26 protein-coding genes are annotated in these 22,680 nt (G+C 70.6%); 13 read left to right on the top strand and 13 right to left on the bottom strand.

The window, feature by feature from the left end; all coding sequences use genetic code 11:
- Window positions 1-50: 50 nt before the first annotated feature.
- The 6 genes from V7Z97_RS06755 to V7Z97_RS06780 all read right to left on the bottom strand — a co-directional run bounded on the left by V7Z97_RS06755 (window position 51) and on the right by V7Z97_RS06780 (window position 6,107).
- Window positions 51-953 carry an SDR family oxidoreductase gene (locus V7Z97_RS06755; protein WP_334162298.1) on the bottom strand — a complete coding sequence of 301 codons (903 nt, stop codon included), beginning with the start codon at window positions 951-953 and terminating at the stop codon, window positions 51-53.
- Between the two features lie 94 nt (window positions 954-1,047).
- Window positions 1,048-2,019 carry an HlyD family secretion protein gene (locus V7Z97_RS06760; protein WP_334162300.1) on the bottom strand — a complete coding sequence of 324 codons (972 nt, stop codon included), beginning with the start codon at window positions 2,017-2,019 and terminating at the stop codon, window positions 1,048-1,050.
- A gap of 5 nt (window positions 2,020-2,024) precedes the next feature.
- The gene (locus tag V7Z97_RS06765; protein WP_334162301.1) at window positions 2,025-2,771 is read right to left on the bottom strand and encodes an ABC transporter ATP-binding protein; all 747 of its coding nucleotides are present in this window, start codon (window positions 2,769-2,771) and stop codon (window positions 2,025-2,027) included.
- On the bottom strand, window positions 2,768-3,910 hold the full coding sequence (locus tag V7Z97_RS06770; protein WP_334162303.1) for an ABC transporter permease: 1,143 nt from the start codon (window positions 3,908-3,910) through the stop codon (window positions 2,768-2,770). The genes V7Z97_RS06765 and V7Z97_RS06770 overlap by 4 nt, the downstream gene beginning before the upstream one ends.
- Window positions 3,911-4,134: 224 nt before the next feature.
- Window positions 4,135-4,596, bottom strand: coding sequence for a chemotaxis protein CheW (locus V7Z97_RS06775; RefSeq protein ID WP_334162304.1), 462 nt, complete (start codon window positions 4,594-4,596; stop codon window positions 4,135-4,137).
- Complete coding sequence (locus V7Z97_RS06780; protein ID WP_334162305.1) at window positions 4,596-6,107, bottom strand: methyl-accepting chemotaxis protein; 1,512 nt, start codon at window positions 6,105-6,107, stop codon at window positions 4,596-4,598. Before V7Z97_RS06780 ends, V7Z97_RS06775 begins: the two co-directional genes overlap by 1 nt.
- Before the next feature lie 347 nt (window positions 6,108-6,454).
- Between V7Z97_RS06780 and V7Z97_RS06785 the strand changes: the two genes are divergently transcribed.
- Genes V7Z97_RS06785 through V7Z97_RS06795 form a run of 3 tightly spaced genes read left to right on the top strand, consistent with a single transcriptional unit; the run spans window position 6,455 to window position 8,583 of the window.
- Complete coding sequence (locus V7Z97_RS06785; protein WP_334162306.1) at window positions 6,455-7,735, top strand: NupC/NupG family nucleoside CNT transporter; 1,281 nt, start codon at window positions 6,455-6,457, stop codon at window positions 7,733-7,735.
- Between the two features lie 57 nt (window positions 7,736-7,792).
- On the top strand, window positions 7,793-8,425 hold the full coding sequence (locus V7Z97_RS06790; RefSeq protein WP_334162308.1) for a glutathione S-transferase family protein: 633 nt from the start codon (window positions 7,793-7,795) through the stop codon (window positions 8,423-8,425).
- 2 nt (window positions 8,426-8,427) lie between these two features.
- Entirely contained in the window at window positions 8,428-8,583 is a 156-nt protein-coding gene (locus V7Z97_RS06795) for a hypothetical protein (protein WP_334162309.1), read from the top strand.
- A gap of 6 nt (window positions 8,584-8,589) precedes the next feature.
- Here the strand turns inward: V7Z97_RS06795 and V7Z97_RS06800 are convergent, their stop codons facing one another.
- The 3 genes from V7Z97_RS06800 to V7Z97_RS06810 all read right to left on the bottom strand — a co-directional run bounded on the left by V7Z97_RS06800 (window position 8,590) and on the right by V7Z97_RS06810 (window position 9,959).
- Window positions 8,590-8,964, bottom strand: coding sequence for a GFA family protein (locus tag V7Z97_RS06800; protein WP_334162310.1), 375 nt, complete (start codon window positions 8,962-8,964; stop codon window positions 8,590-8,592).
- Window positions 8,961-9,425 (bottom strand): GNAT family N-acetyltransferase, encoded by a 465-nt coding sequence (locus tag V7Z97_RS06805; RefSeq protein WP_334162312.1) that lies wholly within the window; start codon window positions 9,423-9,425, stop codon window positions 8,961-8,963. The genes V7Z97_RS06800 and V7Z97_RS06805 overlap by 4 nt, the downstream gene beginning before the upstream one ends.
- Before the next feature lie 66 nt (window positions 9,426-9,491).
- Entirely contained in the window at window positions 9,492-9,959 is a 468-nt protein-coding gene (locus V7Z97_RS06810; protein WP_334162313.1) for a PaaI family thioesterase, read from the bottom strand.
- An 87-nt stretch (window positions 9,960-10,046) separates the two neighbouring features.
- Here V7Z97_RS06810 and pcaF point away from each other — a divergent pair, with 87 nt between their 5' ends.
- From pcaF to V7Z97_RS06850, 8 genes are all read left to right on the top strand, one after another.
- Window positions 10,047-11,255, top strand: a complete 1,209-nt coding sequence (pcaF, locus tag V7Z97_RS06815; protein ID WP_334162314.1) for a 3-oxoadipyl-CoA thiolase — start codon at window positions 10,047-10,049, stop codon at window positions 11,253-11,255.
- Window positions 11,256-11,257: 2 nt separating this feature from the next.
- A complete protein-coding gene (locus tag V7Z97_RS06820; protein ID WP_334162315.1) occupies window positions 11,258-11,815 on the top strand; it encodes a hypothetical protein in 558 nt (185 codons plus the stop codon).
- 4 nt (window positions 11,816-11,819) lie between these two features.
- Complete coding sequence (locus V7Z97_RS06825) at window positions 11,820-12,968, top strand: acyl-CoA dehydrogenase family protein (RefSeq protein WP_334162316.1); 1,149 nt, start codon at window positions 11,820-11,822, stop codon at window positions 12,966-12,968.
- 2 nt (window positions 12,969-12,970) lie between these two features.
- A complete protein-coding gene (locus V7Z97_RS06830) occupies window positions 12,971-13,240 on the top strand; it encodes a DUF3253 domain-containing protein (RefSeq protein ID WP_334162317.1) in 270 nt (89 codons plus the stop codon).
- Entirely contained in the window at window positions 13,237-13,896 is a 660-nt protein-coding gene (locus V7Z97_RS06835; RefSeq protein WP_334162318.1) for a glutathione S-transferase family protein, read from the top strand. The genes V7Z97_RS06830 and V7Z97_RS06835 overlap by 4 nt, the downstream gene beginning before the upstream one ends.
- Window positions 13,897-13,948: 52 nt before the next feature.
- Window positions 13,949-14,527, top strand: coding sequence for a uracil-DNA glycosylase family protein (locus tag V7Z97_RS06840; protein ID WP_334162319.1), 579 nt, complete (start codon window positions 13,949-13,951; stop codon window positions 14,525-14,527).
- Window positions 14,524-15,543, top strand: coding sequence for an alpha/beta hydrolase (locus tag V7Z97_RS06845; RefSeq protein WP_334162320.1), 1,020 nt, complete (start codon window positions 14,524-14,526; stop codon window positions 15,541-15,543). Before V7Z97_RS06840 ends, V7Z97_RS06845 begins: the two co-directional genes overlap by 4 nt.
- Before the next feature lie 62 nt (window positions 15,544-15,605).
- Entirely contained in the window at window positions 15,606-16,682 is a 1,077-nt protein-coding gene (locus V7Z97_RS06850) for a Glu/Leu/Phe/Val dehydrogenase dimerization domain-containing protein (RefSeq protein WP_334162321.1), read from the top strand.
- A gap of 141 nt (window positions 16,683-16,823) precedes the next feature.
- On the opposite strand, the gene V7Z97_RS06855 is transcribed toward V7Z97_RS06850, so the two are convergent.
- The 3 genes from V7Z97_RS06855 to V7Z97_RS06865 form a co-directional block, all read right to left on the bottom strand.
- Window positions 16,824-17,255, bottom strand: a complete 432-nt coding sequence (locus V7Z97_RS06855) for a VOC family protein (protein ID WP_334162322.1) — start codon at window positions 17,253-17,255, stop codon at window positions 16,824-16,826.
- 87 nt (window positions 17,256-17,342) lie between these two features.
- Window positions 17,343-18,701 (bottom strand): MFS transporter, encoded by a 1,359-nt coding sequence (locus V7Z97_RS06860; protein WP_334162323.1) that lies wholly within the window; start codon window positions 18,699-18,701, stop codon window positions 17,343-17,345.
- A gap of 96 nt (window positions 18,702-18,797) precedes the next feature.
- Window positions 18,798-19,676, bottom strand: a complete 879-nt coding sequence (locus V7Z97_RS06865; protein WP_334162325.1) for a transglutaminase family protein — start codon at window positions 19,674-19,676, stop codon at window positions 18,798-18,800.
- Between the two features lie 80 nt (window positions 19,677-19,756).
- Here V7Z97_RS06865 and V7Z97_RS06870 point away from each other — a divergent pair, with 80 nt between their 5' ends.
- Window positions 19,757-20,983: a putative DNA modification/repair radical SAM protein gene (locus V7Z97_RS06870; RefSeq protein ID WP_334162326.1), complete on the top strand. Its 1,227-nt coding sequence runs from the start codon at window positions 19,757-19,759 to the stop codon at window positions 20,981-20,983.
- Window positions 20,983-22,410: a UdgX family uracil-DNA binding protein gene (locus tag V7Z97_RS06875; RefSeq protein ID WP_334162327.1), complete on the top strand. Its 1,428-nt coding sequence runs from the start codon at window positions 20,983-20,985 to the stop codon at window positions 22,408-22,410. Before V7Z97_RS06870 ends, V7Z97_RS06875 begins: the two co-directional genes overlap by 1 nt.
- On the opposite strand, the gene V7Z97_RS06880 is transcribed toward V7Z97_RS06875, so the two are convergent.
- Window positions 22,407-22,680: cupin domain-containing protein (locus V7Z97_RS06880; protein WP_334162328.1), on the bottom strand; the 274-nt coding region annotated here is incomplete at its 5' end. The genes V7Z97_RS06875 and V7Z97_RS06880 overlap by 4 nt on opposite strands.

Here is a 22,680-nt window from a genome sequence, read left to right on the forward strand (position 1 = left end):
CCCGAAGGGCCGCCCGCCAAGGTTGCGCGCAGTGATCGTCGACGGAGCGCTCAGCCGCCCTGCATCTTGCGGAAGAACTTCTGGGTCTGCTCGCCGCCGTTGACGTAGGCCTTGGCGCCCGCCTCGTCGATGATCTTGGCCCAGTTGTCGCGGACCGCTTCCACCGAGGCGTCGGGGCCGAGGTAGACGCCCTCGGTCTCGACGATGCGCGACAGGGCGAAGGCGCCCGCGCCGGCGGTCAGGATGGCCCCCGTGGGGGCCTCTTCCGAGCAGAGGAAGACGACGCCCGGGGTCACGTACTCGGGCTTCAGCTGCTCGAGGATCGCCGGCGGCATCAGGTTCTCGGTCATCCGGGTCGCAGCGACCGGGGCGATGGCGTTGACGTGGATGTTGTTCTTCTGGCCCTCGAGCTTCAGCGTGTTCATGAAGCCGATCAGCCCGAGCTTGGCCGCGCCGTAGTTGGACTGGCCGAAGTTGCCGTACAGGCCCGACGAGGAGGTGGTCACCACGATCCGGCCGTAGTTCTGCTCGCGCATGATCTCCCAGACCGCCTTGGCGGGCTTCACCGTGCCGAACAGGTGGACGTCCACCACCACCTGGAAGTCGCCGAACTCCATCTTGGCGAAGGTCTTGTCGCGCAGGATGCCGGCGTTGGCGACGAGGATGTCGATCCGGCCCCAGGCGTCCATGGCGTCCTTCACCATCCGCTGCACGCCGGCGTCGTCGGTGACCGACGAGCCGTTGGCGATGGCCTCGCCGCCGGCGGCCTTGATCTCCTCGACCACCTTGTTGGCGGCTTCCGAGCCGCCGCCCGAGCCGTCCACCGAGCCGCCCAGGTCGTTGACCACCACCTTGGCGCCGCGCCGGGCGAGCTCCAGGGCGTGCTGTCGGCCCAGGCCCCCGCCCGCGCCGGTGACGATGGCCACTTTGCCGTCGAAGCGGATGTCCGCCATGTGCTGATCCCCTCTGGAACAGGTGTTCGAAGTCGGCGCCTTGTGCGGCGCGGAACGGGGACCGTCAAGTTGACGCGGGGGAGGGCGGCGCGCCTCAGCCCGCCGGGGTGGCCGGAACGCTCGCCTGCTTCTGGTCCATGAACTTCACCAGCACCCGCTGGCCGATCAGGAACGGGGCGCCGTCGGCCTGGACGACCACCTCGACCACCCGGTCGTCGGTGCGCTCGGTGGGATCGTCCGACTGCAGCTTGCGGGCGCCGAAGACCGCGGCGCGGCGCAGCACCCGGCCGGGGTAGGTCTTGGTCGGGTCGGCCTCGGGCGACATCTGCACGGTCTGGCCGATCACCACATAGGGCAGGGCGCCCTCGGCGATCTCGGCGCGCACGATCCGCCCGGCCTGCGGCTCCAGGTCGAACATGTTGGACACGTTGAGCGTCGAGGCGCCGGCGCCGGGATTGGCGTAGCGGCGAACGATGCGGCCGTCGGCCGGCGCGCGGATCACCGACAGCTCCTGGTCGTAGCGCGCCTCGGAGTGGCGGGCCCGGGCCGTGGCGACGATGGCCTGCTGGGCGAGGATCTTGGCCTGGGCCTCGCGCACCGCGTCGCGGGCCTGGTCGAGCTTCTGGGCGGCGACGAAGTTGTTGGGCGCCAGGCCCTGCAGCCGGCGCTCCTCGCGCTGGGCCGAGGAGAGCTGGACCTCCAGCAGGGCGAGCGAGGCGCGGGCCTGGGCGACTTCGGCGGCGGCGCGCTCGGCGGCCAGCCGGGGCTCGTCATCCTCCAGCCGCGCGAGGACCTGGCCGCGGGTGACCATGTCGCCCTCCTGGACCAGCACGTCGCGGACGACGCCGGCGCGGCGGGCGGCCACCTGGATGATTCCGCCCTCCACGTCCGCCTTGCCGTTGGCCACGGCGGCATAGGGGCTCTTGGGCGCGGCGGCGGCCTGGGCCTTGGCCGCCTCGGCCTTCCTGGCCTGGGCCTGGCTGTTCAGGACGAAGCCTACGCCGCCGCCCGCGACGACGAGGGCCAGGATGATCAGGACGATGCGGTTGCGGATGAAGGCGAACATGGACGTCAGGCTCCGACGAGCTCGGGTTGCGGGGTGGACTTGGCCGGCTCGGCCGGGCGGGTGCGCCGGTCATCGAGGATGCGGCCGTCTTCGAGGTGGATGATGCGGTCGGCGTAGATCTCCAGCCGCGGGTCGTGCGTCACGCAGATCACGGCTGCGCCGTGCTGCTTGGCCGCCCGCTGCAGGAGCTTGATGACGACCTGGCCGTTCTCGCCGTCGAGGGCGCTGGTGGGCTCGTCGGCGAACAGCAGGCGCGGATCCTTGGCGAGCGCCCGGGCGATGGCCACGCGCTGCTTCTCGCCGCCCGAGAGCTCGGACGGCCGCTGGTTCATGCGCATCTCCAGCCCCACCTCGGTGAGGGCGTCGGCGGCCTTCCGGCGCGCCTCGGTCTTGGAGTAGCCCTGGTACTTCAGGATGATCTCGACCTGCTGCAGGGCGGTGAGCGCCGGGAACAGGTTGAAGCCCTGGAAGATGAAGCCGCAGTGGTCGAGGCGGAAGCGGTCGCGCTTGCCGGCCGACAGCTTCCAGATCTCCTGCGACAGCGAGGTCACCTGTCCCTCGTCCGGCTTCAGCAGGCCCGACAGCGCCGCCACCAGGGTCGACTTGCCCGAGCCGGAGGGGCCCATGACCATGGTGACGTCGCCGTGCAGGGCGTCGAAGTCGACGCGCTTGAGCACCTCGATGTGGGTGCGGCCGGTCTTGAACCGCTTGAAGAGGCCGTTGGCCGCGATGGCGCGTTCGGATTTGCTCATCTCAGGAGGTCCGCAGGCTGGCTCTTCTTGAGGATGCCCAGGGCCAGCAGGCCCGAGGCGATGGAGATGACGAGGAGCAGGATGGCGACGCCGATCACCCAGCCCGGCGGGAAGCCCATCGGCAGCCCGTTGTTGGTGGCGAGCAGGTAGACGCCGAAGGTCAGGACGGCGGTGGCCATCAGGCCCGCCACGCCCACCCAGAACGACAGCTCCATGACGATCAGGCTGAGCGAGCCCATGGAGACGCCCAGCGCCCTGAGGCTGGCGAACTCCTTGATCGACGACAGGATCGCGCCGCGCAGCGTCTGGGAGGTGATGCCGACGCCGATCAGGAAGCCGAGGAACACCGAGAAGCCCAGGAAGATGCCGATGATCTGTTCCTTCATCAGCGCGCCTTCGTTGGCCTTGGCGAGCTCGGGCCGGGTCCAGGCGCGGTAGGCGCCGTTGGCCTTGGCGTTCAGTTCGTCGCGCACGGCCTCGGCGCGGGCCGGGTCCTTCACGCGGATCATCAGCGGGCCGCTCTTGCCGTCCTTGTAGGCCATGCCGAGCAGCCGGAAGGTGTCGCGCGACATGGTCACGCTGGCGTTGTTCATGTCCGGATAGCCGTGGAGGATCGCCCGGACGTGGACGGTCTTGCCGCGCAGGGAGGCGCTGTCGCCGAGGTTCACGCCCAGCCGCTTCAGCTGGGTCTCGTCGATCGCCACCGAATAGGGCTCCAGCAGCGCCTTGCGGATGTCCTCGCTGAAGTCGGTCGGCAGGTTCACCGCGCCCGGGCGGGTGTCCACCATGTTGACGTTGACGAAGGTGGTGACGGCCTTCTTGCCGTCCTTGGGATAGTTCACCCAGCGGCCGCCGTCGCCGTCCCAGCTGGCCACCTCGACCACCTCGGGATGCAGGTACATCTGCGGCTGCAGGCGGGCGGGCAGGTTGCCGCCGCCGGAGTTGATCAGGCTCTCCATCTTGGGCGGCAGGATCATGATGTCCGCCCGGCTGCGGTCGATGGTGGCCGTGGCCCCCTTCACGATGCCGGTGAACATGCCGACCTGGGCGAGGATCAGCAGGCCGGAGAAGGCCAGCGCGACCATGGCGGCCGTGTAGCGGCGCCATTCGTAGAGCAGCGTGGCCAGGGCCAGCGACATGGATACCCCCTCGAGTTGGCGAACGGTGTCGTCCGGGGCGGGGGCCGCGGCCAGTTAAATCCCGGTAAGCCGGGGGGCCGCGGGACGTCCTGAAACGGCGCCGTTCTCGACTGTAAGGAGGCCGCGGGAGGTTCCGGCGGATGCGAGGGGCGGGATTAAACCTTCGTAATCCCCTGGCGCGAGCGCGGCCGGGACGCTGCGCGGGGCAGGTCCCGGCCGCGGGATCAGGCGGCTTCGAGCGTCGTCGAGTCGGGAATGGCTCCGGCCAGCTGCAGCACGGTCACGATCCCGTCCTCGTTGGTGATCACCCCGCTGAGGAAGCCCGCGTAGTCGGAGCCCAGCTCCGGCGGCGGCTTCATCTCGCCTTCCTGCACGGTGATGATGTCGCACACGGCGTCGACCAGCAGGCCGACGGCGCGGGCGCCCAGATCGGCGACCACCACCACCGACGAGGCGTCGGGGTCGATCCGTGTCAGGCCCAGGAGGCCGGCCAGGTCCAGCACCGGCAGGACCGCGCCGCGAAGGTTGATCATCCCCAGCACATACTCCGGCGCGTGGGGCAGGGGCGTGGAGGCCGTCCAGCCGCGGATCTCGCGCACCGACATGATGTCGAGGGCGAAGAGCTGCTCGCCGATGCGGACGGAGATCAGCTCGGCGGGCCCGCCCGAGGTAAGGGCGCCCTCCATCAGAACTCCTCCCAGGTGTCGGCCTGCTGGGCCGGCGCGAGCTTCAGGGCCGCGCCGCCCGCCGTGGCCCGGCGGAGCTCGGCGTGCGAGGTCCCGCCCGCTCGGGCGGGGGCGCGGGAGGGGGCGGCCGGCGCGCGGACGTTCCGGGCAGGGGCCCCGCCCTCGACCTTGAACCGGGAGATCAGCTCGGTGAGCTGGTGGGTCTCCTGCGCCAGGTTGTGGCTGGCGGCGGTGGACTGCTCGACCATGGCGGCGTTCTGCTGGGTCACCTGGTCCATCTGGTTGACCGCCGTGTTCACCTCGGCGAGGCCGGTGGCCTGCTCTGCGGCGGAGGCGGCGATCTCGGTGACGACGCCGGTGATGTCGCTCACCTGCGCCACGATCCGCTCCAGAGCCTCGCCGGTGCGGCCCACGAGGGTCACGCCCTCGCCCACCTGCTGGGTGGAGGCTGAGATCAGCGCCTTGATCTCCTTGGCGGCGTCGGCGGAGCGCTGGGCGAGCGCCCGGACTTCCGAGGCCACGACCGCGAAGCCGCGGCCGGCGTCGCCGGCCCGGGCCGCTTCGACCCCGGCGTTCAGGGCCAGCAGGTTGGTCTGGAAGGCGATCTCGTCGATCACGCCGATGATCTGGCTGATCTGCTGGGCCGACTTCTCGATCTCCGTCATGGCGGTGACGGCGTCGCGCACGATCTCGCCCGAGCGCTCGGCGTCGGACTTGGCGGTGGCGACCACGTCGCGGGCGTGGGTGGCGCCCTCGGCGGTCTTGCGGACGGTGGCGGTGATCTCGTCGAGCGCCGCCGCCGTCTCCTCCAGGCTCGCGGCCTGCTGCTCGGTGCGCTTGGAAAGGTCATCGGCCGCCTGGCCGATCTCGCCGGTCGCCGCGCCGATGCTGCCCGCCGTCTCGATGATCACGCCCATCACCTCGGCGAGGCGCTGGATCGCGGCGTTGAAGTCGGACTGGATGCGCGCGTACTCCGTAGGGAAGTCGCCATCGATCCGCGCGGTGAGGTCGCCCTCGGCCAGCGCCGACAGGCCGTCGGCCAGGCGCCCCATGGCCATTTCCTGGCGCTCGGCGGCCTCGCGGCGCTCCTTCTCGTTCTGCGCCCGTTCGTGTTCGACCGCAGTCACGTCATTGGCGAACTTGATCACCTTGTAGGGCTTGCCCTCGCGATCGAGCATCGGGTTGTAGGTGGCCTGGATCCAGACCTCCTTGCCGCCCTTGCCGAAGCGCAGGTATTTGTCGGCGAAGAACTCGCCGCGGTTCAGCCGGCTCCAGAACGCCTGGTATTCGGGGCTGGCCGCATAGTCGCGGTCCACGAACAGGCTGTGGTGGCGGCCCACCACCTCCTCGGCCGTGTAGCCCAGGGTCTTCAGGAAGTTCTCGTTGGCCGTGATGATCGTGCCGTCGAGTTCGAACTCGATGACGGCTTGCGACCGCTGGATGGCGGCCACCTTGGCTTCCAGCTCGGCCATCTGGTCGTTTCGCTCGACCCGGTTCCTGCGCGCAAACATCGGCTTCTCCGTGGATGTTGCGACGCAGTTTCACTGGCGGACGTTAAATAACGGTGTTCGATAATTCTCCTATACCGTGCAACTACTGCAGGATCGCACCTGCAGGTCGGTATAATACGCAACATTACATAAGTTATCTGGATAAGTATCCGTATACGTGAGGTTCAGAGTGGGGGTGTGTTCCTCCGAACACCTGTCCACTGACGCGCGCCGCTCGCGAGTTCCTGAGTTTTTCTGATCTCCTCGCGCCACGGCCGGCGCGCCGGCCGCCCGCTTGCGCTCGCCGGGCTTCTGGCGCCCTTTAGCCGCTCGGGCCGCCTGACTCGGCGGCGATGCGGGGGCTTCGCATGTTCGGTCCGGAAAACGCCCAGAGCCTGGCGGGGCTCGCCCTGGTGCTGCTCGCCTGCTGGGCGCTGTCCGAGGACCGCAGCCGCTTCCCCTGGAAACTGGCGGTGGGGGCGATCCTGCTGCAGGCGGTCCTGGTGCTCGCCCTGTTCGGCCTGCCGGCGCTGCGCGCGGGGCTGGCGGGCGTCGGCACGGTGGTCGACGGGCTCGCCAACTCCACCCAGGCCGGCGTCAGCTTCGTCTTCGGCTTCCTGGCCGGCACCCCGCAGCAGCCCTATGAGCTGGTGAACCCGGGCTCGCTGTTCGTCTTCGCCTTCCGCGTCCTGCCGGTGATCCTGGTGGTCTGCGCGCTCGCCGCCCTGCTCTGGCACTGGCGGATCCTGAAGTGGATCACCCAGCTCTTCGGCTTCGTCTTCGAGCGCACCATGGGCCTGCGCGGCGCCCCGGCGCTTGCCACCGCCACCACCATCTTCATGGGCCAGGTGGAGGGCCCGATCTTCATCCGCAGCTACCTGCCGAGCCTGTCGCGCTCCGAGCTCTTCCTGCTGATCGCTGTCGGCATGGCCTGCGTCTCGGGCTCCACCATGGTGGCCTATGCGACCATCCTGCGCGACGTGCTGCCCAACGCCGCGGCCCATGTGCTCACCGCCTCGATCGTCTCGGCCCCGGCGGGCGTGCTGCTGGCGCGCATCATCGTGCCCCGCAACGCGGCCGCCGAGCAGCCGCAGGACCTCGATCCGGCCCAGGCCAAGCGCTACGAGAGCTCGGTGGACGCCCTGATCAAGGGCACCGGCGACGGCCTGCAGATCGTGCTCAACGTGGCCGCCACCCTGATCGTCTTCGTGGCCCTGGTGGCGATGGTGAACGGCATCCTCGGCCTCGCCCCCGACGTGATGGGCGCGCCGCTGTCGGTGGAGCGCATCCTGGGCGTGCTGTTCGCCCCGCTCGCCTGGGCCATCGGCGTGCCGTGGGAGGACGCCATGAAGGCGGGCTCGCTGCTGGGCGTGAAGCTGGTGCTGACCGAGTTCACCGCCTTCATCAACCTGGGCGCCGTGCCGGTGGGCGAGATCAGCGAGCGCACCCGGGTGCTGATGACCTATGCGCTCTGCGGCTTCGCCAACGTGGCCTCCGTGGGCATCAACCTGGCCGGCTATTCCGTCCTGGTGCCCGAGCGGCGCAACGAGATCGTCGGCATGGTCTGGAAGGCGATGTTCGCGGGCTTCCTCGCCACCTGCCTCACCGCCTCGGTGGTGGGCCTCCTGCCGCCGGCGCTGTTCGGCTGAGCCGGCTTGACTGAGGTGACCGGTCGTGCACTTTTTTGCACGACAGGGAGGTCCGCCATGAAGCTCTACGACACGCCGCTCGCCCCCAATCCGCGCCGGGTGCGCTGGTTCCTGGCCGAGAAGGGGATTCACGACGTCGAGATCGTCACCCTCAATCTCATGGAGGGGACTCACAAGCAGCCGGACTACCTGAAGAAGGCCGGCCTGCCGAACGTGCCGATGCTGGAGATGGACGACGGGACCTGCGTTACCGAGAGCATCGCCATCTGCCGCTACCTGGAGAGCCGGTATCCAGAGCCCAACCTGTTCGGCCGCACGCCGGAGGAGACGGCGGTGATCGAGATGTGGACCCGCCGGGCTGAGATGCTGGTGGCCACGCCGTTCATGATCGGCGTCCGCCACTCCCACCCGGCGCTGGCCGCCCTGGAGACCCAGAACCCGACTATCGCCGAGTACAACAAGGAGCAGGGCCTGAAGGCGCTGAAGGTGCTCGACCGCCGCCTGGCCGAGAGCGAGTGGCTGGCCGGCGACCGGATCACCATCGCCGACATCGTGGCCTTCATCGGCATCGACTTCGGCCGGATGATCCGGCTGAAGCCGCCGGAGGAGCTGAAGAACGTCGCCCGCTGGGCCGACGCGATGCGCGCCCGCCCGGCCGCGGCCGCGGGCATGCCGGAGAAGGCCGCCTAGGGATGGAGGCCCGCCACCGCATCCTGTGGCTGACGCTCGGCATCACCGCCTTCGTCCTGGGCGTGGCGGTCTGGACCCGCAACCCGGGGCTGTTCATCCTGGCGGGCCTGGGCGGCGCGGCGGGACTGACCGCCTGGACGCGGAGCGGCCCCCGCTAGGCCGCGTCAGTCCGGATCGCAGGGCCGCCGCTCGGCGAGCGTGGTCCAGGTGTCCGCCCCGTCGAACCGGCGCACCGACAGTCGCGTCCAGTCCAGCCCTTCCATCAGCCGGGCGTTCACCCCCATCCGCTGCATCGCGGCGTTCAGGCTCTGCCAGTGGGTGACGCAGCCGCAGGTCTTGCAGCGGTGCAGGGCCAGCATCCGGTCGCCCCAGACGTAGGCCTGGGTGGAGCCGGGGTGGGGCAGGGTGACCTCGGCGGGCGTGTAGTAGGCCCAGCGCGCCCCGGTCCGGCGGCAGATCGAGCAGTTGCAGATCGTCACCTCGGTCGGCGTCGGCGCGGTCAGTCGGGCCGCCCCGCAGTGGCAGGTCGCCTCGGTCACGACACGGCCTCCCGCAGGGCCGCCCAGCGTGCGCGGGTGATCTTCAGGAAGCGGTGGACCTCGTCCGGCGGCCGGAACTCGGCGAAGCCTTCCCGCGCGTAGACGTGTTGGGCGCGGGCGTTGCCGAGCGCCACGTCCAGTTCCAGCGCCTCGGCTGGCGTGGTCCCGAAGACCCGGTCGGTCACCGCGCGCAGCAGCCGCGTGCCGGCCCCGCCGCCCGGCGTCTCCACGGCGATGCGGCGCAGGAGCACCATCGGCTGGCGCATCTGCTGCAGGATGGCGAAGCCGGAGAGGCCGCCGCCGTCCCTGCGCACGCCGAAGTAGCGGGCGTCGTCGGAGGCCATGAGGCCCGCGTGCTCGTCCGCCTCGAACCGTCCGATGAAGGCCTCGTAGCCGGGCAGCCGCTCGAGGCGCATCACCTCGGGGATGTCGTCAGGGGTCAGGGGCGCAAGTGGAGCCATGCCCCATCCTAGATTGCGGAGGCGGGGCTTGTCAGGCCTCGATGAACGCCGGTCGGCGGAACGAGGCTAGCGCGCGCCGGTCTTCTTCAGCACCGCGGAGAAGCTCATCATCGGCTCGCCGCCGCGGCTGGCGTTCACGATCAGGCCGCGGACGAAGACCATGCTGCGGCCGGCCTTCACCACCTCGCCGGCGCACTCCACCAGGTCGCCGATGGCCGCCGAGCCCACGAACTCGCCGTTGAAGGTGGCGGTCACCGCCCGGCTGCCGGCGATCGCCTCGCCGGCGATCACGAACAGGCAGAAGTCGGCGAAGGTCATGACGCAGCCGCCGTGCATGAACATGCCGCCGTTCATGTGCTTCCTCTCGGCGCGGAAGGCGCAGACCCGCTTGCCGTCCCGCTCCTGGAAGTAGAACGGCCCCGCCAGGTCCTCGTAGGGGTCGCCGCCGGGATAGTGGGCCCAGCCGGCCCAGTCGCCCTCGGTCACCGCCGTCAGCTTGGAGGTGTAGTTGTTCTCGTCCTGGCCGCCGTCCATCGCCCCTCCTCGTGCTCGCGGAAGCGTTTGCCCACGCGCAGTTCAAACACTAGTTTGCCGGCCCGCTTAGAGCGTCGAGGAGCCCCCATGCAAGGCAAGACCGTCTATCTCTGCACGGGCGTGCGGACGCCGATCGGCCGTTACGGCGGGTCGCTGGCCAAGGTGCGCGCCGACGACCTGGCGGCCCATCCGCTGAAGGAGCTGATGGCGCGGCTGCCGTCCGTCGACTGGGAAGCCGTCGACGAGGTGGTCTACGGCTGCGTGAACCAGGCGGGCGAGGACAACCGCAACGTCGCCCGGATGGCCCTGTTGCTGGCCGGCATGCCGGCCCGGACGCCGGGGCTGACCGTCAACCGCCTCTGCGCCTCCGGTCTCGACGCCACCATCGCCGGGGCGCGGATGATCGCCACGGGCGAAGCCGACCTGGTGGTCACCGGCGGGGTCGAGAGCATGACCCGCTCGCCGTTCGTCATGGGGAAGGCCGACAGCGCCTTCTCCCGCAACGCCGAGATCTTCGACACCACCATCGGCTGGCGCTTCGTGAACCCGAAGATGCAGAAGGACTACGGCGTGGATTCCATGCCGGAGACCGCCGAGAACGTGGCGACCGACTACCAGATCGCCCGCGACGACCAGGACGCCTTCGCCCACCGCAGCCAGAGCCGCGTCGGCAAGGCCCGCGAGCGCGGCTTCTTCGAGGGCGAGATCGCCCCCGTCACCATCAAGGACCGCAAGGGCGACGTGGTCGTGGCCCAGGACGAGCATCCGCGGCCCGACACCACCCTCGAGGCGCTGAAGGGCCTGAAGCCCATCGTGCGCCCGGAAGGCACGGTGACCGCCGGCAACGCCTCGGGCGTCAACGACGGCGCCGCGGCCCTGCTGCTGGCCTCGGAAGAGGCGGTGAGGAAGTACGGCCTCGAGCCGATCGCGCGGATCGAGGGCGGCGCGTCCGGCGGCGTGGCGCCCCGCGTCATGGGGGTGGGCCCCGTGCCAGCCGTGGAGCGGCTGACCGCCCGTCTCGGGATCACTGCCCGCGACTTCGACGTCATCGAGCTCAACGAGGCCTTCGCCGCCCAGGCGCTGGCCTGCACCCGGTCCTGGGGCCTGCCGGACGACGCCGAGCACGTGAACCCGCACGGCGGGGCCATCGCGATCGGCCACCCGCTGGGCGCCTCCGGCGCGCGCCTGGCGCTCACCGCCGCCCGGGCCCTGAAGGACCGCGGCGGGGCGCGGGCGCTCGCCACCATGTGCGTGGGCGTCGGCCAGGGCTCGGCCATGGCGATCGCAAAGGCCTGATCATGTTCATCGCCGCCCTGGCCGCCCTGGCGCTCGCCGCCCCGGGCGACCCGCCCCCGAAGACCGCCACCCCGCCGAAGTCGGCTCCGGCGGCGCAGGCGGCAGCCCAGTCGCTGAAGTTCGAGCCCAGGACCCTGGTCGACGGCGAGACCCTGCAGGTGATCCTGGGCCAGCGCGCGGTGTTCACCGTCGGCGACGACGGACGTCCCTTCCTGGAGAAGGTGGAGGAGGGCAAGCTCGCGGAGGCCCATCCCGCCGGCCAGGCGAAGGAGACCTTCGAGGCTCCCGGCGAAGGCCTCGTGGGCGCCGCCCTCGACGGCTCCGCCGAGAAGCGTGCGACGGTGCTCAAGGTGTGGAACGGCCGCGCGGAGCCGCTGGACTTCCGCGCCGTCCTGCTCGTGCTGCGCGGCCAGACGCTGACGCCTGCGCCGGTGGCCATCTGCGCCGTGCCGGCCGGCGAGGTGAAGGCGTACAGCTGGCCCGCGCCCGTGGTGGCGGTGGGCCTTGCCCGCTTCACCGCAAAGAGCGACGACGACAAGACCTGCAACCAGGGGGACTGACCCGATGGCGCTCGACGCCGACACCCGCGAACAGCTGATCGACACCGTGCGCCGGTTCGTCTCCGAACGCCTGCGGCCCATCGAGGCCCAGGTCGCCGAGCAGGACCGCGTGCCCGACGACGTCCTCGAGGAGATGAAGGGCCTGGGGCTCTACGGTCTGTCGATCCCCGAACAGTACGGCGGCCTCGACCTCTCCATGGAGGACGAGTGCCTGGTGGGCGTCGAGCTCGGCCGCACCAGCCCTGCCTTCCGATCGGCTTTCGGCACCAATGTCGGCATCGGCTCCCAGGGCCTCGTGATGTTCGGCACGGAGGAGCAGAAGCAGAAGTACCTGTCGGGCATCGCCTCGGGCGAGATCATCACCTCCTTCGCGCTGACCGAGCCCGAGGCCGGCTCCGACAGCGCCAACGTCCAGACCCGCGCCGTCCGCGACGGGGACCACTACGTCCTGAACGGCTCCAAGCGGTTCATCACCAACGCCAACAAGGCCCACCTCTTCACGGTGATGGCGCGCACGGACGCGGAGAAGCCCGGCGGCGCCGGCGTCTCGGCCTTCCTGGTGGAGCGTGACCTGCCGGGCCTGTCCGTCGGCAAGCCCGAGAAGAAGATGGGCCAGCAGGGCGCCCATATCTGCGACGTGATCTTCGACAACGTCCGAGTGCCGGTGGCGAACCGGCTCGGCCGCGAGGGCGAGGGCTTCAAGGTGGCCATGCAGGTGCTGGACCGCGGCCGCCTGCACATCTCCGCGGTCTGCGTCGGCGTGGCCGAGCGCCTGATCGCCGACTGCGTGGCCTACGCCTCCGAGCGCAAGCAGTTCGGCCAGCCGATCTCCGGCTTCCAGCTGATCCAGGCGATGATCGCCGACTCCAAGACCGAGGCCCTGGCCGCCAAGGCGCTGACCATGGAGACCGCGCGCAAGCGCGACGCCGGCCAGAGCGTCACCATGGAGGCCGCCGCCGCCAAGTACTTCGCCTCCGAGATGGTGGGCCGGGTGGCCGACCGCGCGGTGCAGATCTTCGGCGGCTCGGGCTATGTCGCCGACCACGGTATCGAGCGGTTCTACCGCGACGTGCGCATCTTCCGGATCTACGAGGGCACCAGCCAGATCCAGCAGGTGGTCATCGCCCGCGAGACCCTGAAGCGGGGCGGCTGACCATGAGCGCCGCCGTCGAGGCCGCCATCTTCGACCTGCTGGGCAAGCTCGCGCCCGGCAAGTCGATCTCGCCGGAGGACGTGGCCAAGGCGGTCGATCCTGCCGGCTGGCGGCGCGAGCTGGGCAAGGTGAAGCCGGTGGCCGTCGGCCTCGCCCGGCAGGGCCAGCTGGTCATCACCCGCCACGGCAAGCCCGCAGACCCCGAGAAGTTCAAGGGCGTCTGGCGGATGCGCCTGCCCGACGCCGCCACACCGGAGGGAGACGCGTCATGACCATGACCATCTACGGGGCGACGCTTTCGCCGTTCGTCCGCAAGACCGTGGTGTTCGCCACCGAGAAGGGCCTCGATTTCGAGGTCGTCCCCGTGGGCGGCGGGCTGGCGCCGCCGCCGGAGTTCCTGCAGTCGAGCCCCTTCCGCAAGATCCCAGGGCTGAAGCACGGCGAGTTCACCATCTCCGACTCCACCGCGATCGTGACCTACATGGACGCGCTCCAGCCGGAGCCGAACCTCATCCCCACGGAGGCGCAGGCCCGGGCGCGGACGATCTGGTTCGAGGAGTTCGGCGACACCCTGGTGGCGGCCTGCGGCGGCAAGATCGTCTTCAATCGCCTCGTCTCGCCGCGCTTCCTCGGCAAGCCGGGCGACCTGGCGGCGGCGGACGAGGCGCAGCGGACCGAGTTCCCGAAGCTGATGGACTATCTGGAGACGGTGATCCCGGCCTCGGGCTATCTGGTGGATGACCGCTTCACCCTGGCCGACATCGCCGTGGCCAGCCCGCTCGCGACCCTAGCCCACGCCGACTGCTTCGTGGACGCCGGCGCGCACCCGAAGACCGCGGCCTACCTGGAGAAGATCCTGGCCCGGCCGTCCTTCGCCGGCCCGCTCGCCCAGGAGAAGGCCTTCCTCAAGGCTACCGAACCGGCCTGATCTTCGCCGCCGGCGGGATGACAGGAGCCGGCGCCGGTCCTACTTGGGGCCGATGCCCCTCGACACCCTCCTGGCCGAGATTCGCGCCTGCCGGGCCTGCGCGTCCGAGCTGCCGCACGAGCCCCGGCCGGTGGTGTGGGTCTCGGCCGACACCCGCCTGCTGATCTGCGGCCAGGCCCCGGGGCGGCGGGTGCACGAGAGCGGCCTGCCTTTCGACGACCCCTCCGGCGACCGGCTCCGCGACTGGCTGGGGATCGACCGCGACACCTTCTACGGCCACCCCGCGATCGGCGTCGCCGCCATGGCCTTCTGCTTTCCGGGCACCGCCCCGAAGGGCGGCGACTATCCGCCGCCGAAGCGCTGCGCCCAGCTCTGGCGGCCCCGGCTGCTGGCGGAGCTGCCACGGGTCGAGCTGACCCTGCTGGTGGGCTCCCACGCCCAGGCCTGGGCGCTCGGCGGCGGGACGGGCATGACCGACACCGTGCGCGACTGGCGGGCGCGGCTGCCGGAGGTGCTGCCCCTGCCGCACCCGTCCTGGCGCAACACGTCATGGCTGAAACGAAACCGGTGGTTCGACGCCGAAGTTACGCCCTATCTGAGGGATAGGGTCCGCCACATCCTGGAACCATGAGCCGCCTTCTCGCCGTCCTCTTCGCCGCCCTGAGCCTGGCCGCCTGCGCCCCCATGATGGTGCAGCAGGCCGGGCAGCCGCCGCTGGGCTTCCAGGGGCCGCGGATGGAGACCAACCGGGTGGTCAGCTTCGACGGCGCGCGGCTGGGCCTCACGACCTGGGAGGCGGCCGGGGAGCCGTGGGCGGTGATCGTCGGCGTCCACGGGATGAACGACTACGCCAACGCCTTCCACCTTGCCGCCCCATGGTGGGCCGAACAGGGCGTGACCACCTACGCCTACGACCAGCGCGGCTTCGGCCGTTCGCCCGGCCGGGGCATCTGGGCCGACGCCGAGGTGCTGATGGAGGACCTGCGCACCGTCACCACCCTGGTCCGTGCGCGCCACCCGCATTCCCTGATCGTGGTGGCGGGCGAGAGCATGGGCGGGGCGGTGGCGGCCAAGGCCTTCGCCTCGGAGCGGCCGCCGCCGGCCCACCGCCTGGTGCTGCTGGCGCCCGCCGTCTGGGGCTGGGACAGCCAGCCCTTGCCGTACAAGACGGCCCTGTGGTTCGCCGCCAACGTGACCCCGGGCAAGGTCTACACCCCGCCGCGCTGGCTGACCGAGCGGATCACGCCCACGGACAACCGCGAGGAGCTGATCCGCATGGGCCGCGACCCGCTGATGGTCTGGGGCGCGCGGTCCGACACCCTTTACGGCCTGGTGAAGCTGATGGACGACGGGGCCGAGGCGATCGGACGCGCGGCCGTCCCGACGCTCTACCTCTACGGCAAGAACGACCAGATCATCCCGGAGAAGGCCGCGTTCCGGGCGGTGAAGCGGCTCAAGCCCGATGACCGCTCGGCCTATTACGCCCGCGGCTACCACCTGCTGACCCGGGACCGGCAGGGGCCGGTGGTGTGGCGGGACATATTGTCCTTCGTCCGCGATCCGGAAGCGCCGCTGCCCTCGGGCGCGCCGCCGATCCCCGGCGCGCCCGCCCCCGAGGGCCATCCGCAGGTCGCCGCGGGGTTGTGACATGGACCGGAGGGGCGTAGAGGCAGGCGCAATTCCTTCCCGATGATGGTGGTCTACGCGGCATGACCTTGTTCGATTCCCCGGCCTTCGAGGGCCATGAAGGCGTCCACGCGTTCTCTGACGAAAGAACCGGCCTCAAGACCATCATCGCCGTGCATTCCACGGCCCGCGGTCCCGCCGCCGGCGGCTGCCGGATGTGGCCCTACGCCTCGGCCGAGCTGGCCCTGGAGGACGCGCTGCGCCTCTCGCGCGCCATGTCCTACAAGAACGCCATGGCCGACCTGGAGCTGGGCGGCGGCAAGGCGGTGATCATCGGCGATTCCCGCACCCAGAAGACCCCGGCCCTGTTCGAGGCCTTCGGCCGCGCCGTCCAGGACGTCGGCGGCAAGTACTGGACCGCCGAGGACGTCGGCGTCTCCCCCGCCGACCTGATGCACGCCCGCAGGCACACGAAGTACGTGGCCGGCCTGGAAGGCCACCCGGCGGCCTCGGGCGATCCCTCGCCGGTGACCGCCGAAGGCATCTTCCGCGGCATCCAGCTCTGCGTGCGCCGGGCGATGAACCGCGAGCTGGACGGCGTCACCGTCGCGATCCAGGGCGTGGGCCACGTGGGCGCCTACCTGGCCGACAAGCTGCACGCCGCCGGCGCGAAGCTGGTGATCGCCGACGTGAACGAGGAGGCCGTCCAGGAGGTGGCCGCCCGCACCGGCGCCAAGGTCGTCTCTCCGGGCGCCATCTTCGACGTCGCGGCCGACGTCTTCGCCCCCTGCGCACTGGGCGGCGCCGTGAACGCCGACACCCTGGACCGGATCTCCGCCCGCATCATCGCCGGCGGGGCCAACAACCAGCTGGCCGATCCCGAGGTCGGCCGCACGCTCTTCCAGCGCGGCATGCTCTACGCCCCCGACTACGTCATCAACGGCGGCGGGATCATCAACGTGGCCGGGGAAATCCGCGCCCTCGACCGCGGCGAGGCCTTCGACCCGGCGTGGGTGGAAGCCAAGCTCGCCCGCCTGATGCAGACCCTGGAAGAGGTCCTCGACCGCTCCCGCCAGGAATCCCGCCCGACCCACGAGGTCGCCAACGAGATCGCCCGCGCCCGCATCGCCGGCGCCGCCGAGAAGAAGGCGGCGGCCTAGACGAAAATCCCGCTCACCCCGGCGACAGCCGGGGCCCAAGCGGCCTCTCGGGGCTCACGTCGGCCGTGGGGAGGCGCGGCCGACGGTCGGCTCGGGTCCGGTCCGGATCCCGTCCGGGGCCGCCGGGGTGAGCGGTAGCGCCTAGGCCAGCTCGCGTTCCGGCACGCCGGGGCCGGGCTGCACGATGGAGGGGTCCATCCACATCACTTCCCAGACGTGGCCGTCCGGGTCCTGGAAGCTCACCCCGTACATGACCCCGTGGTCCTGGGCCGGCATCCACGGCTTGCCGCCGTTGGCCAACGCCTTGGCGAGGAAGCCGTCGACCTCGGCGCGGCTCTCGGCCGACAGGCAGATCAGCGCCTCCTTGCCCTTGGAGGTGTCGGCGATGTCGCCGGTGATGAAGCCGCGGAACTTCTCCTCGGTCAGCAGCATGGCGACGATGTTCTCCTCGATCACCATCGAGATGGCGGTGTCGTCCGAGAACTGCGGGTTCTGGACGAAGCCGAGGCCCGCATAGAAGCGCCGCGACGCCTCCAGGTCCTTCACCGGCAGGTTCACGAAGATCATCCGCATGGCGTCCTCCTTGGCTTGGGCGAGCGGCAGCCTACGCCCCAAGGACGCGGGAGGGCATGCCCGCCCGACACGGTCGGCGCGGATTTCCTAGAACGTCTGGCGTCGGGCCGTGCGCGGCTCCTTCACCGCCACGATCAGCAGGAGGAGGGCCACGGCGAGGAAGCCCAGGGACACGCCGAACACCACGTGGTAGCCGGCCAGCTCCGCGACCACGCCGCCGATCAGCGGGCCGGCGGTGGCGGTGATGCTCTCGGCGGTGGCGGAGACGGCGATGCGCATGGGCAGCTCGTCGCGGTCGCCAAACTCCAGGATCATGGTCTGGGCGGCCATCATGTAGCCGGACTGGGCCGCGCCCAGGCCGCAGAAGGCGACGAACATGGCGGCGATGTCATGAACGCTCATCAGCAGGACCGTGGCGGCGATCCAGGTGACCAGGGACAGCAGCAGCACCAGCCGGAAGCCGGTCTTGTCGCCCAGGTAGCCCCAGACCAGGTTGGAGACGGTGTCGGCGCCCAGGAAGGCGAGCGAGAGCAGGCCGAGTGTCTTGCCGTCCAGGCCGATGATCGAGCCCACGAAGATGATGTAGAACGGCGTGGCGATGCGCGCCGAGGTGGCCAGCATCTGCATCAGCACGAAGAAGCCGTAGCTCCGGTCCTGGCGAAGCAGGGTGGGGAAGTCGCGCAGCCGGTCGCGGAAGCGCGCCTGCGCCCGGGTGGTCGGCGGCTCCGGCTCCTTCAGGAGGAGCTGCAGGGCCCAGAGGCCCAGACTGGTGAGCACGAAGGCGAAGACGAAGGTCGTCGAGTAGCCGTTGCCGAACAGGTTGGCGTCGATGAAGTACCGGCCGGCGAAATAGGCCAGGACGGCCGCGATCAGCCCGCCGGTGGCGTTGCGCCAGGCCTGCAGGCGGCCCCGCCGGCTGATCGGGATCACCTTGGCCATCAGCAGGCTGAACACCACCCGCTGGGCGCCCATGAAGATGCCGAACATCAGCATGAAGCCGAGGATGGCCGCGACCCGCGGGCGGACCAGCCACTCGCCGAGGAAGCTCAGGGACACCGGCTCGTTGGGCAGGAACCAGCCGGCGAGCGCGATGCCGAGGATCGCCATCCGCGCCAGGCCGCCCATCCACATGGCCGCGGGCATGACGCGCTTGCGGTGCTCGATCTTGGTGGCCCCGAAGATCGGCGAGATCACCCCGCCCACCTGCTGCAGGGCCAGCCCCAGGCCCACGATCGCGTTGGAGCCGGAGATGGCGAAGAGGTAGGCCGGCAGGAAGGTGGGGGCGTTGACCAGCCTGAAGCCGGTCATCCCCAGCATGCCGTGCAGGTAGTTGCCGAGGTAGTTCCGCCGGAGGTTCGACCAGATAAAGCTCTCGTACGCCGCCTCTCGGGCGGGCAGGTCGTCGTCGCCCGCGGGCGCGGGGGAGGCGTCAGGCTTGGCGTCCAAATGGAATAGCCCCGGCCGAGCCGCCGTGGCCCCTCAGGCAATGTCTAAATTCAATGACACCGGTCTATCAGAGTCCCGGACCGGGCGCCTAGCTCGTCAGGCCGCGGCGGAAAGCGGATCGGCCGGGCGCACGTCCACCCGCACGGTGAGCCCGGAACGGCCGCCGTCGCCGTAGATCGCGCCCGAGACCGGCGCGGCCTCCGCTGGCGTGCGGGCGACCGCCACGGGGATCAGGTCCTCGCTCTCGGCGAGCGCATTGGTGGGGTCGAACTCCGTCCAGCCGAGATCCGGCAGGAAGACCTCGCACCAGGCGTGGGTCGCCCCGGCCCCGCGGACGTCGCCGTGGCCGGGCGAGTAGAGATAGCCGGTGACGAAGCGGGCGGCGTAGCCCAGCCGGCGCAGCGACTCGACCATCAGCCAGGCGAAGTCGCGGCAGGTGCCGGAGCCGAGCTGGACCGTGTGGCTGGGCTCCTGGGCGGCGCCCAGGTCGCGGGCCTGGTACTCGAACTCGTCGTGGATCACCCGGTTGAGCCGCAGCAGGAAGTCGAGCGCCGGCTCGTGCGGGCTGCCGACCCGGCCGCGCAGCCACTTCAGCAGGTGGCCGTCGGCGTCCTCGCTCACCGGCTCGATGAAGGGCGCCAGGACCGCGCGGTCGGCGGCCGCGTAGACGATCGGCGTGGCGGTCTGCGGGTCGGCGATCTCCAGCTCCGAGATCGGCGCGGGATAGCGTTCAATGACGAGGTCGCTGACGATGGAAAGCGCGGTGCTCTCGCCCTGCGGCGTGAACGTGCACACCGAATTGCCGAAGGCGTCGTAGAGCCAGCGGGTCTCTCCCGGCGGTGAGACGGTGAGCACGGCCTCCACCACGCGGATCGCGTGGCTGTCCCTCGGACGCACCATCAGCCGGTGCGGCGCGAAGCGGACGGGGCGCTCATAGGTGTAGAGCGTCTCGTGGCGGATGCTGAGCCTGGCCATGGGCGTCGGAACCGCCGGTTCGCGGGAGGGTTCCATTCTGCCGCACTATACAGAACAAAACGCGAACTGTAGAACGGGCCATGGCCGTCCTCGACCTGAAGCGCAAGCTCGCCATCCTGTCCGATGCGGCGAAGTACGATGCGTCCTGCGCCTCCTCCGGGAGCGCCAGGCGCGACTCCGTGGGCGGGAAGGGCGTGGGCTCCACGGAGGGCTCCGGCATCTGCCATGCCTATGCGCCGGACGGACGCTGCATCAGCCTGCTGAAGATCCTGCTGACCAACTTCTGCGTCTACGACTGCGCCTACTGCGTGAACCGGGTGAGCTCCAACGTCGCCCGGGCGCGGTTCTCGGTGGAGGAGGTGGTCGACCTCACGCTGAACTTCTACCGGCGCAACTACATCGAGGGGCTGTTCCTCTCGTCCGGCATCATCCGCAGCGCCGACTACACCATGGAGGAGTTGGTCCGGGTGGCGAAGACGCTGCGCGAGGTCCACGACTTCCGCGGCTACATCCACCTGAAGGTGATCCCGGAGGCCTCGCCGGCGCTGGTCAACGAGGCCGGCCTCTACGCCGACCGGGTCTCCATCAATATCGAGCTGCCGAGGGACGAGAGCCTGGCCAGCCTCGCGCCGGAGAAGGACGCCGCCGGCATCCGCAAGGCGATGGGCGCGGTGCGCCTGGGCGTCGACGCCGGCAAGGAGAAGGGCCGCGCAGCCCGGCCGCCGAAGTTCGCGCCCGCCGGCCAGTCCACCCAGATGATCGTCGGAGCCGACTCAGCCGCCGACGGCGACATCCTCAAGCGCAGCGAGACCCTCTACGGCGCCTACCGGCTGCGGCGGGTCTACTATTCGGCCTTCTCGCCGATCCCGGACTCCACCGCCCGCCTGCCTTTGCAGCGGCCGCCGCTGGTGCGCGAGCACCGCCTCTACCAGGCCGACTGGCTGATGCGGTTCTACGGCTTCGAGCGTGCGGAGATCGTGGGCGAGGGGGAGGACCTGGACCTCGCCATCGATCCCAAGCTGGCCTGGGCGCTGAAGAACCGGGGCGAGTTTCCGGTGGACGTGAACGTCGCCGACCGCGAGCGCCTGCTGCGCGTGCCGGGGCTCGGGGTGAAGGCCGTGGACCGCATCCTCGACGTGCGCCGCTTCAAGCAGCTCGCCCTGGACGACGTCCGCCGGCTCTCGCGGGGGCTGGAGAAGCTGAAGCCGTTCATCGTCACCGCCGACTGGCGGCCGGGCGCGCTGACTGACAAGGCCGACCTGCGCGAGCGCCTGACCCCGCCGCCGGAACAGCTGAGCCTCTTCTGATGCAGGTCGTCCGCCTCGCCTCGGAGACCGACTTCAGCGGCTGGCGCGAGGCGGCGCGCGCGCTCCGCGCCCGCGGCGTGCCGCCGGACGAGGCCCTGTGGACCGTCGACGGCGCCGGCGACCTGTTCGGCGAGGCCGCGCCCGCCCCGCAGAGCGGCGCGCCGCCCTTCACCGTCCCGCGGGAGTTCCTGGAACTGGCCGACACGGTGATCCTGCACCGCTCGGACGAGCGCTTCGCCCTGCTCTACCGCCTGCTCTGGCGCCTGCAGCAGGAGCCGAACCTCCTGCGCATCGCCTCCGTTGCGGACGTGGCCCAGGCCCGCGGCCTCGCCCGCCAGGTCAGCCAGGCGGCGCACAAGATGAAGGCCTTCGTCCGCTTCCGCCGGGTCGAAGACGAGTGCGGCGAAATCTACGTCGCCTGGTTCGAGCCGGCGCACCGGGTGGTGGAGATGACCGCGCCGTTCTTCGCCCGCCGGTTCGCCAACATGCGCTTCTCCATCCTGACGCCGGACCTCTGCGCCCACTGGGGCACCCGCGAGCTGACCTTCACGCCCGGCGCCGACCCCGCCGACGCGCCGCGCGAGGATGCGCTCGAGGACTACTGGCGCACCTACTACGCCTCGATCTTCAACCCGGCCCGCCTGAAGACGGCCCAGATGCAGAAGGAGATGCCGAAACGCTACTGGCGGAACCTGCCGGAAGCGCGTCTCATTCCGGAGCTGATCGCGCGAGCGGAGGCGAAGACAGACGCCATGGTCGCCCAGGCCCCTTCCGAACCGACCCGCCGGGTGGTGCGCGCCGCCCAGCGGGCCAGCCGCGACGCCCCCTACGACGGCGCTGCGCCCACTACCCTCGAGGAGGTTTGTGCCGGCGTGCAGGCCTGCCGCCGCTGCGACCTCTGGAAGTGCGGCACGCAAGGCGTGGCCGGCGAGGGGCCGGCGCGGGCGAAGCTGATGTTCGTGGGCGAGCAGCCGGGAGACCAGGAGGACCTGGCGGGCAAGCCGTTCGTCGGGCCGGCGGGCAAGGTTCTGGACCGGGCGCTCGCCGAGGCCGGCGTGCCGCGCGCGGAGACCTTCGTCACGAATGCGGTGAAGCACTTCAAGCACGAGCTGCGCGGCAAGCGGCGCATCCACAAGACCCCCGACGCGGGCGAGGTCTCCGCCTGCCGCTGGTGGCTGGACAACGAACGCCGGATCGTGCGGCCGCGGGTGATCGTGGCGCTGGGCGCGACCGCGACGCTCTCCGTGTTCGGCAAGACCATGCCGATCGCCAAGTTCCGCCAGCAGGCGCTCCAGCTCCCCGATCAGGCGCAGGGCGTGGTCACCTACCACCCCTCCTACCTGCTGCGCGTGCCCGACGCCGAGGCCAAGGCGAAGGCCTACGCCCTGTTCGTGGAGGACCTGAAGTTCGCCTGGACGCTGGCCTAGACCGAGCCCTTGCGTTCGATCACCAGCACGCGGGCCTCGCCCATCGGGTGGGCCACGTGGGCGTCGCCGGCCTCGGCCACGAAGATGTCGGCGGGGCCTAGCCGCACCGACTTCTCCTCGCCGGCCTCGCGGTAGCGCATCTCCACCTCGCCCTCGAGCACGACGAACACCTCCGCGCCGTCGTTCACGTGCCAGCGGTAGGGCTGGTCGGTCCAGTGCAGGCGGACGGTGGCGCCCTCGATCTCGGTCAGGTCGCGCGCGCCCCAGGCG

Source organism: Phenylobacterium sp. (assembly GCF_036821595.1).
Classification (GTDB): domain Bacteria; phylum Pseudomonadota; class Alphaproteobacteria; order Caulobacterales; family Caulobacteraceae; genus Phenylobacterium.

What these genes read in the sequence shown, in the direction of transcription:
- V7Z97_RS06755 (WP_334162298.1), bottom strand. Translation starts at nt 953, where the DNA reads ATGGCGGACATCCGCTTCGACGGCAAAGTGGCCATCGTCACCGGCGCG.
- pcaF (WP_334162314.1), top strand. Translation starts at nt 10,047, where the DNA reads ATGCAAGGCAAGACCGTCTATCTCTGCACGGGCGTGCGGACGCCGATC.
- V7Z97_RS06785 (WP_334162306.1), top strand. Translation starts at nt 6,455, where the DNA reads ATGTTCGGTCCGGAAAACGCCCAGAGCCTGGCGGGGCTCGCCCTGGTG.
- V7Z97_RS06835 (WP_334162318.1), top strand. Translation starts at nt 13,237, where the DNA reads ATGACCATGACCATCTACGGGGCGACGCTTTCGCCGTTCGTCCGCAAG.
- V7Z97_RS06760 (WP_334162300.1), bottom strand. Translation starts at nt 2,019, where the DNA reads ATGTTCGCCTTCATCCGCAACCGCATCGTCCTGATCATCCTGGCCCTC.
- V7Z97_RS06875 (WP_334162327.1), top strand. Translation starts at nt 20,983, where the DNA reads ATGCAGGTCGTCCGCCTCGCCTCGGAGACCGACTTCAGCGGCTGGCGC.
- V7Z97_RS06790 (WP_334162308.1), top strand. Translation starts at nt 7,793, where the DNA reads ATGAAGCTCTACGACACGCCGCTCGCCCCCAATCCGCGCCGGGTGCGC.
- V7Z97_RS06850 (WP_334162321.1), top strand. Translation starts at nt 15,606, where the DNA reads ATGACCTTGTTCGATTCCCCGGCCTTCGAGGGCCATGAAGGCGTCCAC.
- V7Z97_RS06780 (WP_334162305.1), bottom strand. Translation starts at nt 6,107, where the DNA reads ATGTTTGCGCGCAGGAACCGGGTCGAGCGAAACGACCAGATGGCCGAG.
- V7Z97_RS06825 (WP_334162316.1), top strand. Translation starts at nt 11,820, where the DNA reads ATGGCGCTCGACGCCGACACCCGCGAACAGCTGATCGACACCGTGCGC.
- V7Z97_RS06770 (WP_334162303.1), bottom strand. Translation starts at nt 3,910, where the DNA reads ATGTCGCTGGCCCTGGCCACGCTGCTCTACGAATGGCGCCGCTACACG.
- V7Z97_RS06855 (WP_334162322.1), bottom strand. Translation starts at nt 17,255, where the DNA reads ATGCGGATGATCTTCGTGAACCTGCCGGTGAAGGACCTGGAGGCGTCG.
- V7Z97_RS06870 (WP_334162326.1), top strand. Translation starts at nt 19,757, where the DNA reads ATGGCCGTCCTCGACCTGAAGCGCAAGCTCGCCATCCTGTCCGATGCG.
- V7Z97_RS06820 (WP_334162315.1), top strand. Translation starts at nt 11,258, where the DNA reads ATGTTCATCGCCGCCCTGGCCGCCCTGGCGCTCGCCGCCCCGGGCGAC.
- V7Z97_RS06795 (WP_334162309.1), top strand. Translation starts at nt 8,428, where the DNA reads ATGGAGGCCCGCCACCGCATCCTGTGGCTGACGCTCGGCATCACCGCC.
- V7Z97_RS06830 (WP_334162317.1), top strand. Translation starts at nt 12,971, where the DNA reads ATGAGCGCCGCCGTCGAGGCCGCCATCTTCGACCTGCTGGGCAAGCTC.
- V7Z97_RS06805 (WP_334162312.1), bottom strand. Translation starts at nt 9,425, where the DNA reads ATGGCTCCACTTGCGCCCCTGACCCCTGACGACATCCCCGAGGTGATG.
- V7Z97_RS06865 (WP_334162325.1), bottom strand. Translation starts at nt 19,676, where the DNA reads ATGGCCAGGCTCAGCATCCGCCACGAGACGCTCTACACCTATGAGCGC.
- V7Z97_RS06845 (WP_334162320.1), top strand. Translation starts at nt 14,524, where the DNA reads ATGAGCCGCCTTCTCGCCGTCCTCTTCGCCGCCCTGAGCCTGGCCGCC.
- V7Z97_RS06840 (WP_334162319.1), top strand. Translation starts at nt 13,949, where the DNA reads ATGCCCCTCGACACCCTCCTGGCCGAGATTCGCGCCTGCCGGGCCTGC.
- V7Z97_RS06810 (WP_334162313.1), bottom strand. Translation starts at nt 9,959, where the DNA reads ATGGACGGCGGCCAGGACGAGAACAACTACACCTCCAAGCTGACGGCG.
- V7Z97_RS06765 (WP_334162301.1), bottom strand. Translation starts at nt 2,771, where the DNA reads ATGAGCAAATCCGAACGCGCCATCGCGGCCAACGGCCTCTTCAAGCGG.
- V7Z97_RS06775 (WP_334162304.1), bottom strand. Translation starts at nt 4,596, where the DNA reads ATGGAGGGCGCCCTTACCTCGGGCGGGCCCGCCGAGCTGATCTCCGTC.